General features: G+C 57.9%; 8 protein-coding genes and 2 pseudogenes. 6 read left to right on the plus strand and 4 right to left on the minus strand.

Annotation, left to right across the window (positions count from 1 at the left end):
- Nucleotides 1-36 precede the first annotated feature (36 nt).
- The 6 genes from asnB (at nt 37) to QZX93_RS12995 (ending at nt 10,315) form a co-directional block, all read left to right on the plus strand.
- Nucleotides 37-1,899: an asparagine synthase (glutamine-hydrolyzing) gene (asnB, locus tag QZX93_RS12970; RefSeq protein ID WP_295392832.1), complete on the plus strand. Its 1,863-nt coding sequence runs from the start codon at nt 37-39 to the stop codon at nt 1,897-1,899.
- 228 nt (nt 1,900-2,127) lie between these two features.
- A complete protein-coding gene (locus QZX93_RS12975) occupies nt 2,128-3,006 on the plus strand; it encodes an ABC transporter permease (RefSeq protein WP_295392831.1) in 879 nt (292 codons plus the stop codon).
- Entirely contained in the window at nt 2,996-4,357 is a 1,362-nt protein-coding gene (locus QZX93_RS12980) for an ABC transporter ATP-binding protein (protein WP_295392830.1), read from the plus strand. The genes QZX93_RS12975 and QZX93_RS12980 overlap by 11 nt, the downstream gene beginning before the upstream one ends.
- 38 nt (nt 4,358-4,395) lie before the next feature.
- Entirely contained in the window at nt 4,396-8,442 is a 4,047-nt protein-coding gene (locus QZX93_RS12985) for a class I SAM-dependent methyltransferase (protein ID WP_295394650.1), read from the plus strand.
- Nucleotides 8,439-9,521, plus strand: coding sequence for a methyltransferase domain-containing protein (locus tag QZX93_RS12990; RefSeq protein WP_295394652.1), 1,083 nt, complete (start codon nt 8,439-8,441; stop codon nt 9,519-9,521). Before QZX93_RS12985 ends, QZX93_RS12990 begins: the two co-directional genes overlap by 4 nt.
- A 71-nt stretch (nt 9,522-9,592) precedes the next feature.
- On the plus strand, nt 9,593-10,315 hold the full coding sequence (locus QZX93_RS12995) for a class I SAM-dependent methyltransferase (RefSeq protein WP_295394654.1): 723 nt from the start codon (nt 9,593-9,595) through the stop codon (nt 10,313-10,315).
- A 724-nt stretch (nt 10,316-11,039) separates the two neighbouring features.
- On the opposite strand, the gene QZX93_RS13000 is transcribed toward QZX93_RS12995, so the two are convergent.
- The 4 genes and pseudogenes from QZX93_RS13000 to QZX93_RS13015 form a co-directional block, all read right to left on the minus strand.
- The gene (locus QZX93_RS13000; protein WP_295394657.1) at nt 11,040-12,572 is read right to left on the minus strand and encodes a hypothetical protein; all 1,533 of its coding nucleotides are present in this window, start codon (nt 12,570-12,572) and stop codon (nt 11,040-11,042) included.
- A gap of 11 nt (nt 12,573-12,583) precedes the next feature.
- Nucleotides 12,584-14,125, minus strand: coding sequence for an MBOAT family protein (locus QZX93_RS13005; RefSeq protein WP_295394660.1), 1,542 nt, complete (start codon nt 14,123-14,125; stop codon nt 12,584-12,586).
- A gap of 524 nt (nt 14,126-14,649) precedes the next feature.
- Nucleotides 14,650-14,799: pseudogene (locus QZX93_RS13010) on the minus strand (IS3 family transposase); the annotation flags it as partial.
- A gap of 714 nt (nt 14,800-15,513) precedes the next feature.
- Nucleotides 15,514-15,840, minus strand: a pseudogene (locus QZX93_RS13015) (DUF6399 domain-containing protein).
- Nucleotides 15,841-16,339: the final 499 nt, after the last annotated feature.

The raw sequence follows: 16,339 nt of genomic DNA on the forward strand, positions 1-16,339 counted from the left end.
TCGTCGCGCCAAGACTTAAGGAGTATCTTCAATATTATGTGTGGTATCGCTGGCCTGATCGATCTTGGCGGCGGGTTCGGACCCGATGGTTTGGCACGCATCGTCACCGCGATGCGCGACACCATGGTCCACCGCGGGCCTGACGCCGCCGGGGTCTGGGTCGATCCGGACGGCCGCTGCGCCCTGGCACATCGCCGTCTGTCCATCATCGACCTCTCCGCGGACGGCCGTCAGCCGATGGGCAACGCCGACGGCTCGGTGCAGGTCACCTTCAACGGTGAAATCTACAACTTCCAGGGGCTGCGCGACGACCTCATCGCCGGCGGCCACCAATTCCACTCGCACACCGATACCGAGGTCATCCCGCACCTCTTCGAGTCATTCGATCCCGACCAGGTCAAGCAGTTGGACGGGATGTTTGCCTTCGGTGTCTGGCACCGCGCGACCCGCCGCCTGCTCCTGGCCCGGGACCCCTTCGGCAAAAAGCCACTGTACTACGCCCAGGGGCCAGGCTGGTTCGCCTTCGCCTCAGAGCTGCAGGCGCTGACGCGGGTCCCGGGATTCGACGCCACCATCGACCAGGATGCACTGGCCTATTACCTGCTGCTCCAGTATGTGCCGGCGCCCGTCAGCATCTACCGCTCGGTCCGCAAGCTGCTGCCCGGCTCCACCCTGGTGGTGACGACCGACACCGACACGATCCGTGTCCATGAGCCGCAACGCTACTTCCGCTTCACGCCCATTGAGCCGCCGGGCCGCGGCGGCCCCTCGTTCGCCGAGCGCGAGGAGGAGTTACGTCTGCGCGTGCGCGAGGCGGTGCGCAAACGCCTGATGAGCGACGTGCCGCTCGGCGCCTTCCTCTCCGGCGGGGTGGACTCGGCGCTGGTCGTCGCCATGGTGACGCAAGAACTGGGTCGCCCCTTGAGCACCTTCTCCATCGGCTTTGGCGGGACCACGGAGACCGAACACGAGTATGCCCGCGAGGTCGCGCAGCACCTCGGCACCGATCACCACGAGGCGATCCTGGAGCCCGATGCACTGCAACTCGTCCATGAGATCGCCGACCGGCTGGACGAACCCAATGGGGACTCCTCCTGCCTGCCGACCTACCTGCTCTCGCGCTATACCCGCGAACACGTCACGGTGGCCCTCTCCGGGGACGGCGGCGATGAGCTCTTCGGCGGCTACGGACGCTATCGCGACACCATCATGGAGCAGGGCAGCCACCTCCAGCGCCTGGTGCGTACCCTGCGCAACCGGCGCGGCTACACCCCGGCGGACGGTTATCTGTCGCCACGCTGGCTGACCTTTCAGCCCGAACAGGTCGGTTCGCTCACCGGCGGGCTGCCCGCCGCCGTCGTGCAGTCACTGGCGCAGTGGCGCACCGCGCTCAATGATCCCGCGCAGCCCCTGATGCACCGGATGCGCGCACTCGACGCCGAGACCTACCTGCCCGGGGCGGTCTTGCCCAAGGTCGACCGGATGAGCATGCAGGTCTCGCTGGAGGTCCGCTGCCCCCTGCTCGACCGGGACCTGGCCGAACTGGCGCAGGGGATGCCCCTGTCAGCCCTCTGGCAGCCGCCCGCCGAAACCAAGCGCATCCTCAAACAGCTCGCCATCCGCTACCTGCCGGCGGACTGGATGAAGCGGCGCAAGATGGGATTCGGACTACCTTCCAGCGCCTGGTCCCAGGAGGCCACGCTCGCGCTCGCCCGCGACCTGCTGCTGGCACCGTCCAGCCAACTCGGCGGGCTGCTTGATGCGGCGCCGCTCAAGGGGTTGGTGGAGCATCAGGCGCGCCCCGGCGGCTTCTCGGTCTATCAGGTCTGGCCCTTGCTGATCCTGGAACTGTGGCTGCGCCGGGCCGCCGACCACGCAACCGCGGTTGACACGGCCTGAGTCGGATCGGCCAGACGGTCGGACGAGCGCGCCGCAGCAGAGCCGCACCGGTCACCTGACCCCGCGTAGCCGGGAACAAGAGGCACCGAACGTGTATATTCCGGTAGACGTTACGTCGCCGCTGATGGCCGCCAAGTCGAGCGCGACGCATCTGCAGGCAAGCGTTCCACCATCAAAAAAAAATGACTCTTCCGCAGGCTACCGTTTACACTACTGAGCTTCTAACGCGTGAAGACGATTATGGTCCGCGCGTTCCCCAAGCGAGCCCTGACGTCAATGAATCCTCACCAGGAACACCCTGCGACCGGTCGTGCTTTAGTTTTGAGTCTTTGGCGCAACCGTAGCCTGATCAACCAACTGGTCCGCCGTGAAGTCATAGGACGCTATCGCGGCTCTCTTCTCGGGGTCGCTTGGTCATTCTTCAATCCCATCCTCATGCTCCTCGTGTACACCTTCGTCTTTTCCGTGGTGTTCAAGACCCGATGGGGAGTGGCGGAGAGTGCCAGTCATGCGAGTTTTGCCATTATTTTGTTCGTAGGGCTGATTGTGCATGGGCTCTTCGCCGAGGTTGCCAATCGCGCCCCGCTGCTTATTTTCACTAACGTCAGCTATGTCAAACGCGTTGTCTTTCCGCTCGAAGTATTACCCTGGGTCGCCATGGGGTCGGCGCTGTTCCATGCCGCGATCAGCCTTACGGTACTACTGCTCGTGCAACTCGTAATTATGGATCAGTTACCCTGGACCCTGATACTATTCCCCGTCATCCTCGCACCATTGATACTGACGACCATGGGTTTCGCATGGTTCCTTGCGGCGATCGGCGTTTACGTACGCGACATCGCCCAAACCATGGGCATTATTACCAGCGTGATGTTGTTCATGGCGCCAATTTTCTATCCAATCACTTCGCTTCCGCATCGGATGCAGCTAGTGTTGTATCTCAATCCACTCACTTTCATCATTGAGGAGGGGCGCAACGTGCTATTATTCGGACGGCTGCCTAACTGGGGCGGCTTGATCGTTTACACCGCCGTAAGCATGGTGACTGCGTGGGCCGGATTTTGGTGGTTCCAAAAGACACGCAAGGGGTTTGCCGATGTCGTCTGAACCGATCGTGATCCGCGTCCAGAACCTGGGTAAGTGTTATCAAATATATGACCGGCCGCAGGATCGGCTAAAGCAATCCCTGGTGCCGCGTTTACGGGGCCTACTAGGCAAATCAGCCCCTAACTACTACCGCGAGTTTTGGGCACTGCGCGACGTATCCTTTGAGGTACGCAAGGGGGAGACCGTCGGCATCATCGGTCGCAACGGCTCGGGAAAGTCGACCCTCTTGCAGATCCTCTGCGGGACCCTGAACCCCACGACCGGGACCGTGGAGACCACCGGCCGCGTCGCGGCGCTGCTGGAGCTCGGCGCCGGCTTCAATCCCGAGTTCACCGGGCGCGAAAATGTCTATCTGAACGGCAGCGTGCTGGGTTTGAGCCAGCAGGAGATCGACGAACGCATCGCGGCCATCGCCGCCTTCGCGGATATCGGCGCATTTCTTGACCAGCCGGTGAAGACTTATTCCAGCGGAATGTACGTCCGGTTGGCATTTGCCGTCATTGCCCACGTCGATGCAGACATACTGGTCATCGATGAAGCATTGGCGGTGGGTGACGTATTCTTTGCCCAAAAATGTATGCGGTTCCTGCGCTCATTCATGGCGCATGGTACTGTGATATTCGTAAGTCACGACACGGCCGCCGTGCAGAACCTGTGCCAACAGGCCATCTGGATCGACTGCGGTATTATCAAGTTTATCGGCTCGGCAAAGGATGCAGCAACGAGATACCTAGAGGCGATATACGAGTCGCAACAGGGCGAAAGTAAATTGACCGCCGCGGCGGTTGCGACGACGGAACCCAAGAGCACTCCGAGCCCCCGGGACATGCGGTTGGATTTCCTTAATCAGACGCAGTTCAGAAACGATATCGAGCTATTCAGTTTCGATCCCGACGCACCAGCGTTCGGCAAAGGTCAGATACGCGTCACATCTGCCGCATTGCTTGATCCAGAGGGCAAGCCGTATTCTTGGGTGGTCGGTGGCGAAGAGGTCATCCTGGAAATCCGATGTGTGGCACTCACAGCAATCCCTGCGCTGATTGTCGGATTCCTCGTGAAAGACCGCCTGGGTCAACCCTTGTTTGGCGACAACACGTATCTGACCTATCGAAACGCCCCGTGTAATCTTGGCCCCGGCGAGAAAATAACAGCGCGTTTTGCGTTTCGCATGCCGGTCTTGCCGGTTGGAGATTTCAGCGTGACGATAGCGGTGGCCGAAGGTAGCCAGCAAGATCATATCCAACACCAATGGATACACGACGCGCTGACTTTCAAGTCGCACACCACCAGCGTCTGCCAGGGCTTAATCGGCATTCCCATGAAGAAAATAGAACTGACTCCTGCAATTTGACTTGCACAGATACAGACATTCTGAGGCTCTTAACCCCCATGGAATACCCAACACTTGCCCGCGCGGCAATCGTAAGACCTGATCGACTCGGCCGCCCCAGCACATGGAACGGCCACGTTCCCTTTGCGATCTGGTTAGTTGAGTCACTTAAGCCAAAGGTCATCGTTGAGCTTGGCACACATTATGGTATTTCCTATTTCAATTTTTGCCGCGCCGTAAAGGCCGCCGGTTTAACTACAAAATGCTATGCGATAGACACTTGGGAGGGTGATGAACATGCCGGACATTACGGAGAGGCAGTATTTACCGATGTTCATCAGCATAACGAGACAAATTATCCCGATATTTCACGCTTGCTGCGAATGAAATTTGATGAGGCGGTCGACTATTTCTCGGATGGATCAATCGACCTTTTGCATATTGATGGCCTCCATACCTACGACGCAGTCAAGAATGACTTTGAGCGTTGGCTTCCCAAGCTCACGCCTTCTGCAGTCGTGCTGTTTCATGATACCAACGTCAAGGAGCGGGAATTCGGAATTTGGCGGTTCTGGGAGGAACTCGCTCGCAGTTACCCACTCAGCCTCGAATTTGTCCATTCCCATGGCCTGGGCGTGCTGCAACTCACGCAAGGAAGCGATAGCTTTTACCTGGATTGGCTTGCTCCGGAGTCATTAGACAGGCGGCTGCTGGTCGAGTATTTCAGTGCCCGAGGAGCCGAGATAGAGCAGCAGTATACCAATCACCGCCTGCTGGCAGAACGCGACGCAACCATTGCCCAGCTTCAGCATCTGCTGGCAGAACGCGACGCAACCATTGCCCAGCTTCAGCATCTGCTGGCAGAACGCGACGCAACCATTGCCCAGCTTCAGCATCTGCTGGCAGAACGCGACGCAACCATTGCCCAGCCTCAGCATCAGCTAGCGCAGCGCGACAGACAGATAAATGTACTGCAGCAGGGGTTACGCAAGTGCTGGGAAGAAATCGCGGAACTCAATCAGTCGCTCTCCGTGTCGAGCGCGGAGATCGCCAGCCTCACCCAACGGGCAACAGAACGCGACTCAATGGCCAGTTCGACCTCTTGGCGAATGACTCGACCGCTGCGCGCAGCGGTCGGGATTCTACGTGGCGAACCGGCCTACATTGCGAACCTGCGTAACATGCGTAATATGCACAGTCAACCACAGAGCGCAGGGGCGTGTGCGTTGATCGAACCGCAGAGCGAGACTCCTGCTGAGGTCACGTTTGAAGCCCCTGCGGGGACCGCGACTGATGCCCCAACCGGCCTGTCGACGGCCCTTCGCATTGTATACATCAGTGGTGAGGCACATACACCGGGACACTACTACCGGGTCGTTCGCTATGCCGAGTCGGCAAGCGCTGTGGGTGCCGACGTGACAATGATTCGTATTGAAGACAGCGCAGAGCGGATGATCGAAATCGCGACAGCGCAGGTCGTGGTAATCTGGCGCGCCGCCTGGTCGGAGCGAGTCGCCGCTGTGATCGCTACGGCACGCCAAGCCGGAGCACGAATCGTCTTTGATGTGGACGATCTGCTGATCGATCCCGAGCTGGCCCGCCGTGAAGTGGTTGATGGCATCCGCAGCCAGAACTTTGCGGAAGAGCAGGTACGCGAATTGTTTGTTCTGATGCGACGGACCATGATGGAAGCTGATTTATGCACGGTAACCACGGAGGGACTCGCAGCGCACATACGTCGAGTCAATATCCCGACCCTCGTCCTGCCGAACGGCTTCGACGAGGCGACCCTGACGATTGCCAGGCTGGCCGCCCGTAGGCGCGCTGCCGCCCCGAGCGATGGCCTCCTGCGAATCGGCTATGCCAGTGGATCGGCCACCCATCAACACGATTTCGCACTCTGCGCCCCTGCGGTTGCGGAAGCGCTGCGCTTGCGCCCGCACGCGCGGCTTGTGCTGTTTTGGGATAACGAGTGGCACCGGCCGCTCCTCGACATAAAGGAGTTTCCCGAGCTGTTGGGCCTTGATGACCAGATCGAATGGCGCGACCGCGTGCCCCTCGATCGCCTGCCGGAGGAGGTCGCACGTTTCGACGTCAATCTCGCCCCACTTGAGGTTGGCAACCTGTTCTGCGAAGCCAAGAGTGAGCTGAAGTTCTTTGAGGCAGCGCTCTGCGATGTTTGCACCATCGCCTCTCCGACCGAACCCTTCCGGCGTGCCATGCGACATGGAGAAACCGGCTTTTTGGCCGGTACGGTGAATGAGTGGCGCGAGGCCTTGGCGCAGTTGCTTGACGATTCCGGCCTGCGCTCGCGCATGGCACGGGCGGCATATCGCGATACGCTATGGACCTTCGGGCCGGAACGACGGGCAGAACGGGTGGCGTCAATGTTCGACCACCTCCGCGGCGGACGCGCTGCGGCGCGCGCCTTCGCTCTCGACCTTCAGGCCGCACGGCAGCCGGCCCCGCTCTTGTCACTGCCAGAATACGAAACCGTTTTCAGGAGCGACCGGCTGGGCCACGCGGAGGCCACCGTCATCGTTCCGTTGCACAACTATGCACATTACGTCGAAACTGCGCTCGACTCCGTCGCGCAGCAGACCCTGCGCGACCTTGATCTGATCGTGATCGACGACGCCTCGAGCGATGACGGTCTGGGCGTCGCCTGTCGCTGGGCTGAGATCAATTCGGCGCGCTTTAACCGCCTGCTGGTGCTGCGAAATTTATCGAACGCCGGCCTCGGACCGACGCGCAACCTTGGCTTCGACGTAGCGGACACCCCCTTCGTCTTGCCGCTTGATGCCGATAACCGACTCCTGCCGGACTGTCTCACGCGCTGTTTAGCAACAATCCGCACCGCCCGTGCGGCCTACGCCTATCCAGTGATTCGTCAGTTCGGCGCTGCGCAGGACACCATGGGCGTCGCTTCCTTCGATCCGTTGCGCCTCATCGCGGCGAATTTCATCGACGCCATGGCCTTGGTCTCCAAGGCGGCCTGGACGCTGATCGGCGGCTACGACAACGTCCGCTACGGATGGGAGGACTACGATTTCTGGTGCCGACTCGCCGAACATGGTCTAACCGGCGAGGCCGTCGGTGGTGACCCGCTCGCGGAGTACCGGGTACATGGGGCATCAATGTTGCGCACGACCACCGATTCACGGGACAACAAGCGTCGCTTGATTGAGGACTTTGAGCAGCGCCACCCATGGGTCGGTATCATCAACCGGCCCGCATCGCACGAGTCGCGTGCCGTCCCCGCGAACCCCAACGACGGCGCACGCCTTGCTTCTCTGCTGGAGTTGCTACGTTGCCCGGAAACCAGCCAGCCGCTGGAATTCGCAGAAAACGGCGGATTGCGCACGGCAGACGGGGCGAGGCATTGGCCCGTACTCGCTGGTCGGCCAATTCTTTTCCCTGGAGTTGAGGCCCCAAGCGTTCATCCCGCAGACCACATCAGTAACCCGCTACCCCCGCATGTTGTCGACCGTATTCGGGCGACCGATGGCTTAGTGCTGAATCTCTCGGCCGGCGGCACAGCGGAGCGACTGCCGAACGTGATCGAGGTGGAGGCGGCGATCTTTCGCCATACCGACTTGGTGGCCGACGCCCACCATCTGCCCTTCGCCGACCAAGTCTTCGACGGAATCCTCGCACTGAATGCCTTTGAGCACTATGCGGAACCGCAACGTGCCGCCGCAGAGATCCACCGATTACTGAAGCCGGGCGGGTGGGTGCTGATTCAGACGGCGTTCTTGCAGCCCGCACACGAGACTCCCTGGCATTTCTACAACTGTACGAAGCACGGGCTGCTACATTGGTTTGCAGATTTCGCAGTCGAGCAGATCCATGTCTCCGAGAACTTCAATCCAGTGTATGCCATCGCCTGGCTGGCGTCGGAGTGCGAATCCGCCTTGCGACTGGATATTTCCCCCATCGCTGCGGATGGCTTCCAGTCGACGCCGATTGGCGCTCTGGTCGCCGCTTGGCGCGACGCAGGGCAACGCAGCGGTCAGGTCTGGGACAGTTTCCACAGTTTGTCCCAATCAACCCAAGACGCGATTGCCGCAGGGTTTGAATTCGTCGGACGGAGGGTAGAGAAATGAGCGACCGGAGCGAGCAACTTCTATGCGGGCTAACCAAGACCGATCGAATTATTGAAATTGGGCCGCTGCACGCGCCAATTGCCCCAAAAGCGGAGGGTTGGGCAACGACTGTGGTCGATCACGCGCCGCGTGAAGAACTGCTTGCGAAATATATGGGGCATGAGCACGTCGATCCAGAACTTATCCAAGAAGTGGATGTCATCTGGTGCGGAGGGACGTTGCATGATGCATTCCCCGCCGAAGAGCAAGGCGGCTACCACGCACTCATCGCCAGCCATGTCATCGAACACGTACCCGACGTCATCGGCTTTCTCGACTCGGCCTCAAGGCTGCTGGATCCACAGCAAGGTGTTGTGGTCCTTGCCATCCCCGATAAACGCTGGTGCTTCGATCTCTTCAAGCCAGTCAGCACCACTGGACAGATGTTGGCGGCGCATCGCACTCGTTTGGTGCGACATTCTCCCGATAAACTGTTTGACCATGCAGCCTACTCTGCCTCTAACCGTGGTGTCGACTGCTGGGGGCGGGCTAAGTTGTCCGATGTCCGCTTCTACGTGCGACTGGAAGATGCGAAGTTGGCCTTTGACGCCTGGAGTGACGCTCCCGACGCCCCCTATGTCGACAGCCACGCGTGGCAGTTCACCCCGTCGAGCTTCGAACTGCTGATCCTCGAGCTCGGCGAGGTTGGAGCGGCGGATTGGCGGATCGATTGGATAGCAGAGCAGCCAAACGCTGAATTTTCGCTACATCTGCGTCGTGGACGCCAGCGATTCGCCAGCCTGAAAGAGCGTGATGCTCGACGGATCGAACTTCTCAAAGGAATTGCGCGCGAGTTACGGGAACAGGCCAATTGGCAACTCGAAGACCCGATCGCATCCGATGCCGATGCAGTCGCATCGGATAGTGTTGGTACCGTGCCCGACAGCAGTGCATCCGTTGTTGCTGCGACCGCCGCACGACTCAACCAAATCGAGGCTGACCTCGGCAGGTTGCACGAGAGCTTACGTCCGGTACATTCCCTGCTGTCGACACTGCTACCCATGCGACGCATAGTCGCCCGCTTACGCGGTCGCGTTTGAAGTTAACGGCAGACGGACTCCGGGGAGTTCCTGAGCAAAATCGATTTTGGCAACTAGGTAGCGGAGAACACATGAACGCAAAAATGAAATTTTACGCAGAAAGACTTTATTTTAGAATCATAGATGGCTTGCATTACCCATTTATTAGGCGTGGCGCCGATGATCCATATCACGCGGCTTTGAATGAATTTATTTCTCTAACCAAAGGCGTACCCTCCCCATCAATTTTGGAAATAGGGTCAAGAGATGTCACTGGCATTACGCGAAAGAACCTTTTCCCTCATTGCGCCGAATATATTGGCTTCGATATATTTGCCGGGAATGGTGTAGATGTCGTTGGTGATGCCCATAAGATATCCGATCGATTTCCCTTGGGGCATTTTGATTTCGTTTATTCAATATCAGTATTTGAACACCTTTTGTTTCCTTGGAAGGTCGTTCTGGAAATCAATAAGGTAGTGAAGGTAGGAGGATATGTGTTTTTGTCAACTCATCCCGTATGGCCAGCACACGAACTGCCTTGGGATTTCTGGCGTTTTCCGCGCAACGGCTTTCACGCGCTATTCAACAAGTACACCGGATTTAGGATAGTCTCTCTTACCGAGGGGTTGCCTTGCAAGACTTACTCACTCGTCGATGACGCTGCAACACGAGGTAATTGTTTCGAGACAATGAATCAAGGGGTTGCATTGATTGCCGAGAAGATAGGTGACTATCGCAGTGACTTATTGAAATGGGATATAGACGTGTCTGACGTTGTAGATACTATGTATCCGAGTAAGCGCCCCGGCTAACCAGAGGGTCTAGGGAACCGCTGATTAGTGCCACTCTTTCAGCCGCATCCTCGTCCGCGAGCGATTTTTTTGATAAATTAGGCTGATTTATCGGCTTTTTTTGATGATTGCTGCGCTTCCCGCCTATGTAACAGGTCACGTCGCCGTGCCAGAGTTCGTCGCGCTTGTCCGCACCGACGTAGCCGGCATCGGCATAGCGCTCCTGCTTCCTGCCGTGCGGCAGGTTCGCGCCGTCTCGGTGACGTAAGCGACTTTCGCTACGGTCCAGGTGACGGTGTGCACCAGCCCGGAATCGCCGTCGCCACTCATGTGTGGCGGTCGCCTGGCGCTCCGGCCGGAGTTGGGATAGTAGTTGGGGGGCCTGCATCGTCAGCAGCAGTGCCCATGCCCACCCGCTCCATCTCCGCCAGGAAGCGACCGGCGCGTACGGTTGCGCTTGGCCAGGTACTCGGCGTCGGCGAAACTCATTTGATGGGGTGTGGCGCGGGCACTCCGGGGCGGGGTGGCTGGCACTATGCAATCATGAAGACGGATCCGTGTCGGCAGTAGAGATCATGGGCATGAGGCCCGGTGTAATGACAGCATAAGTTGGATGGAAGGCCCCATGAACCACGCGAGATCCGGTCAGAATTATATCTGGCTCACTATCGATTTCCGAGCCTGACTCACTGTAAACTTGGCGTAAGCGCAAACTCAGCCCCAATTGCTTCCACGCCTTACCTACTCACCGCATCTCCACGAGAGTTGGATCACTTAGGTTGAAGTCCAAGCATACATTAGTTGAGTCAATATCTAATCGCAGACGGCGAACACTCCCCTTCTCAGTCCATCCCGGTATCGTATGCAAATCAATCAGACGCACCCCAGGATCAAGGACAAATTTGACGCTGCGTTCCTCGTCGAAATAGGGCTTTTCGTCGCTTAGCCAAAACAACTGTATCGGCACCTTACCTGCATTGTCACCGCAACTCAGACCAACGCTCAGAAAAGATGCCTCCCGCGCTAAGATTGGGGCAGCAAGCTCGTACACGACAAATGGATCCGGTCCCGTCGATCGGTATTCACCAGGCGCGCTTCCGTGGCTAACACCATGCAACTCTACGGGTATCGTCGTGCGGACAAGCGTGAAGCCTGGCCGTTGCTCAATGACGCTTACCGGCGGATAGGCAGCAAAAAACTTATATCTCGATAAACGCTCTACGACGGTAACAAACACGTAGTCGGGTTTCCATTTTTCGACCAACTCAGCGAACCGCCCGCCGGGCTTCAACGCCGCCAACCAATGGAGTTGAAGAGTTTCCGAAAACGTGGCTGCCATCATAGGTGAAAGCGAGACCCCAAATGAGTCGCGTAGCCACAGCACTCGATTATTGTTGAGGGCACCCACCGAGGAGACCAAGAGTGGTTTATCCGGTGAACCAACTGGGGGATTTCCGCCTCTGCTGATAATTACTCCGCTATCAAAATCAGATTGCGTAGTCTCAATCGCCAACTCTGGCGCGACCACGGAAGGCTCTAAATCCTGCAGATAGTCTGCCATTCGCAGAAAATTCGCAAGGTCGCCACCTTTACGTTGCGCAAACCCTTTTACCTCAATAGCCGAGTCGGTGGGCCAGCGAAGCTCTGGCAATGAACGCCCCACTTCCCGCGCAAAGGCCCGGAAGGCAATCGCTGCCGCTAGCGAATTCCAGTGATGATCCACATGATAATAAAGTTCGTCCCGGTTGGACGTCTTAGCGGATAGCAATGCGGGGCGTAGATCGATCCAGCGCTCTGTTCCCGTCCCGGCAAGCAAAGCATCAGTGGCCGTTGGCCTAGCCAGTGAAGGCTTGGCCCAGGCGGGCAAATACTCTGGATAAATCGTCTCCTTATTCGGTGCGATCATTACTCGAAACAGCCGGACCCCCTTGCCCGCCAACCAGCGTTCCCATGCCAAAGTGGCCGCCCCAATTCGCTGGCCCGCGTCCACCTCCGCAGGTGTCTGACCACGCCGAGTCACCGTGCGTGATTCCTCATACTGATCCCCCAAGTAGAGCCAGCCCTCGCGACCGACGACGACCTGCTCCGGGTCGGTGCTGATACCTATCGGATAAAGAGCCCGACTCAGCCACCGCGACATAAAGTCCATGTTGTAAAGAAACTGTCTTTTCCACCAATGTTTTCCATCCAATCCCTGAGTCGACAACACATTGGCGATCGGCACAAGAGTCAGGCAGCATAGAACCACCGACAGCATAATGAAGACGCGTCTTTTCAAGATAAACAGACTCAGAAATTAAAGTAAAGGAATACGGAACTCGTTTCCGAAAGGGTGAAATACATCGCCATACTGAACAGCAGGCTTCCGAACAATACCTTGCCCATACCAAGGTCCCCTTGCGACATTTCAAGTGAATTCTTCTGACGCAAGACCACGAATGCGGCAATGATTGCAAGGTAAGTGATTGTATGCGGCACGAGGCTGGCCGGCAGGAAACGCAGCAACGTGTCCGACATCCATCCACCCCAAGCCAGCCCGGCAGTGGGAGTCTCAGCTACGGTCTGTCCTAGAGCGCCACGGATGTCGACCATGCCATGCAACACTCGCATTGCATCGGTCATAGTCTTGGCACGAAAGAACACCCACGCAACATTCACGAACACAAACGTCATAGTCCAGGCCAGCAGCAGCGGCATTGGACGCCCAAACCGCTGCCAAAGGCGGTGCACCACAAGCGCGGTACCATGTAGAGCACCCCAGATCACGAACATCCAGGTCGCACCATGCCAGAGGCCGCCAAGGACAAAAGTGGCGATAAGATTAAGGTATGTACGAAATACAGATGAACGATTACCACCCAATGGGATATAGAGGTAATCACGGAGGAATTTGCTCAGCGTGATATGCCAACGACGCCAAAAATCCTGAATATTTCGCGCTTTATAGGGAGAGTTAAAATTGATTGGCAGCCAAATATTGAAGAGCAGCGATGCACCGATCGCCATGTCGCAGTAGCCGCTAAAGTCAAAGTATAACTGAAAGGTATATGAAACACTGGTAGCCCAGGCAGCAAAAAAACCGAGGGGTTGCCCGCCGTCAAATCCCGCGCTTGCCCATACTGCAAAGGTATCGGCGATGACAACTTTCTTGAATAGCCCAATAGCGAAGATAAACAGACCTTTTAGGATATTCGAATAACGTAGCGCTAACGTCCAGCGTGACCCGAACTGCGACATGATGTCACGGTGATGAACAATCGGGCCGGCTATCAAATGTGGAAAAAATGTTACGAACAGAGAATAGTTCAGCAAATCATATTCCGCCGTTTCCCCACGATAGCTGTCGACCAGATAAGCGATCTGGGTGAAGGTAAAAAAACTGATCGCAAGCGGCAATACGATGTGATGAAGAGGGTAACCAGCCCCGAATAGTACATTGATATTCGTAATCAAAAAATCGGTATACTTGTAATACCCAAGAAGCACGAGATTTGCCAAGATGCCTGTCGCCAATACTACTTTTCTGTTCAAATCATGATGGCGCACAGGCAGCGGCCGCAGAATTTCCCGGTACCCCTGCGCGAGACCACTGCCGATGGCAAAATTCAATAATATCGACGCCAAGATCAGCGGCACATAACTAACATCCCAATAAGCGTAGAAATACAAGCTGGCCGCTACTAGCCACACCTTTCCAGCAACAATCATTCTCCTGCCATTTAGCCAAAAATAGACGAAGAACGAGATCGGTAAGAACGCGAGAATGAATTGCCATGTACTAAAGAGCATCGTTGCTTGGTACTGATGAAATGAATGGACGGCGTTTGCCAAAACGAAATACGAGTGGGCACTAAAGACAACTGAAGTTTCCGGCTTTTCCAGGGGGGATACCAGAAAGGCGGGGGTTACGCTGGGTGGATTTTCGAGGGGTTTGCCCAGATCCAGCCAAACCCTGCGAAAACTCCCGGCCCCAAGTGCCTGGCCTTGGGCGGTTTTCAGAACCCGGAAACTTCAGTAAAGACAATTAGGTACGTAACTCAGCGATTTCAACCATTTTATGGTTGAATATTACCGGCTCGACCAAAAAATAGCAAGGCTGCGGCATCACCTGAGACATTTGCGCTGGGGCGGTTTTCGGTAAGTGTCAAGGCAGTTGAAGTTTCCGGCTTTTCCAGGGGGGTACCAGAGGGGCGGGGGGTTACACTGGGGGGATTTTCGAGGGGTTTGCGCAGATCCAGACAAAACTCCCGATGGAGGCGGTAGTTTATACCGTACACTCAAAGCTGTGTGTAATCGGATAGCTCGAAGCCCTGCGCCCAGCGGCGGGTTTCCCCCAGTCCCTCGAAGGGTTGGCCCGGGAAGCTGGGGCGGCCTTTTCGTGTACTGAACAGGGGCTCGGAGTGCGGGTTATCGTTGCTCACCGCGGGTCGACTGAAGGAGCGAATGACGCCCAGGCGTTGCAGGGTCGCACCCTTCACGGGCGCGCCGTTGTCGGAGTGCAGGACCGGGGAGTCGGCGTATGCACTTTCGTGCAGGTGGGCCTTGCAGGTGGGCGGATTTATGATCAAGGCCGGGACGATGGTACACTGGCGCCAGCAGGTTACGCTAGGGTCCCGAGCGAAAATCTCAGATGAGACGAGTATAGCCAGGATGCGGTGAGGGAGAAACCGCATCCGGCGGTCCAGTAAACCCGCCAGCGAGCGACTGGAGGCGCTCTCCGAAATTTGTACAGGTCAGCGAAACCTCGACTTTGGCCAATTTTAGCCTGAAGGGAGATCCTACGCAGGCTGGGCCAAGCGGATGGCGCGGTAGCGCAAAGTCACCATAAAAGTTGGCGGCAGGCGGTGTCGTCTGAATCCGGCTAAGGGCCAGGGCGGAGCTTGGTCCGCGGCCCCCCAATCTTTCACGGTAAACACCAGACGTACCCCCTTTGCCTCCGCTGCCGACGGCGATTGTAGATCGTATTGGTGCCGCCCGCCTGCCCCCCTGCTGTTTGCGGTGGACGAGACGCTGGAGCGACGCAAGGGGGAGCGCATTGCCGCCAAAGGGAGGCATCGCGCGTTGCATCTTTCCGGCCACCCCCGCTACGCCGTCACCAGCGGGGGCAGCTTGGGCGGACGCGGTCTTCGGCGCGCTGGCGCCGGGGCAACGGCATCCGCTGGAGTACCCGCGCGAACAGCGTTTCGTGGGCACGGCCGAAGAAGCGTTCGGCGGCGGTGTTACCATTCGGCCCGGCGGATATGGAAATTATGCACGGCGCCCAGTGCCGCGAGCTTACGGTCGCTCAAGCGATGCCGGCCATGATGATGCAGGGACATTTGGCCGTTGCGCCCCTCCACGCTGGAACTGCTGCGCTGGAACAGGTCCGCGCAGTCGCCAGCGACCTATGCGAGGCGCGCGAGTTCGTCCGCCGTAAGGGTTTGCAGCGGATGATCGGGTTGGCGTAGCGGTTCGAGCAGCTGGCGGCTCAAGGCGCGCAGCCGGCGGCGCGCTTCGGCGTGGGTGCTACGCGCGGCGACGCGCTCCAGGTAGAGCGCCGGAATCAACTGCGTGAGCAGGGCGAGGTCCAGGGCGGGCGGCAGATTCAGCGCCTCGACCTTGGCCTCGACAGTTGCGAAGAAAAAGGTAATAGTGGCAATGAACTGGCTGGTCAGGCGCGCGTTGGCAGCTCGACCACGTCGGCCAGCTGTTGCAGCCGCGTCCAGACGTCGGCCAAGCGTTGTGCGATGCGCTCCATGGGCTGTGCCTGTCCCTGCTCCAGGTCATAGGGGTGATAGAGGATCCCAGCTCACGCACCAGTTCGCGGGCTTCGGCCGGGCGCGCCTGCACCTGCGCGTGGTCGGCTTCGGCCTGCACCACGACCGCCGGGGCGGCGTCCGCCTGTTTCATCTGGCGGGCCAGGTACAGGCTAGTACCGCAGGATGAAAATCCTAATACCGTTTCTGAAGAGCGCGTTGTAAGATGCAAACTTCGTGATCTACTCTGGTTTTTTCGATGCCCTTGCTTCGTCCTGCGCCTGTCCTCGTAACCGATCGCGAGCGTCAA

Origin of the sequence: uncultured Thiodictyon sp., from assembly GCF_903946935.1 — a bacterium.
Lineage (GTDB): Bacteria > Pseudomonadota > Gammaproteobacteria > Chromatiales > Chromatiaceae > Thiodictyon.

Excerpts from the sequence above, each read along its gene's own strand:
- asnB (WP_295392832.1), top strand. The coding sequence starts at position 37 with ATGTGTGGTATCGCTGGCCTGATCGATCTTGGCGGCGGGTTCGGACCC.
- QZX93_RS12980 (WP_295392830.1), top strand. The coding sequence starts at position 2,996 with ATGTCGTCTGAACCGATCGTGATCCGCGTCCAGAACCTGGGTAAGTGT.
- QZX93_RS12985 (WP_295394650.1), top strand. The coding sequence starts at position 4,396 with ATGGAATACCCAACACTTGCCCGCGCGGCAATCGTAAGACCTGATCGA.
- QZX93_RS12990 (WP_295394652.1), top strand. The coding sequence starts at position 8,439 with ATGAGCGACCGGAGCGAGCAACTTCTATGCGGGCTAACCAAGACCGAT.
- QZX93_RS12995 (WP_295394654.1), top strand. The coding sequence starts at position 9,593 with ATGAACGCAAAAATGAAATTTTACGCAGAAAGACTTTATTTTAGAATC.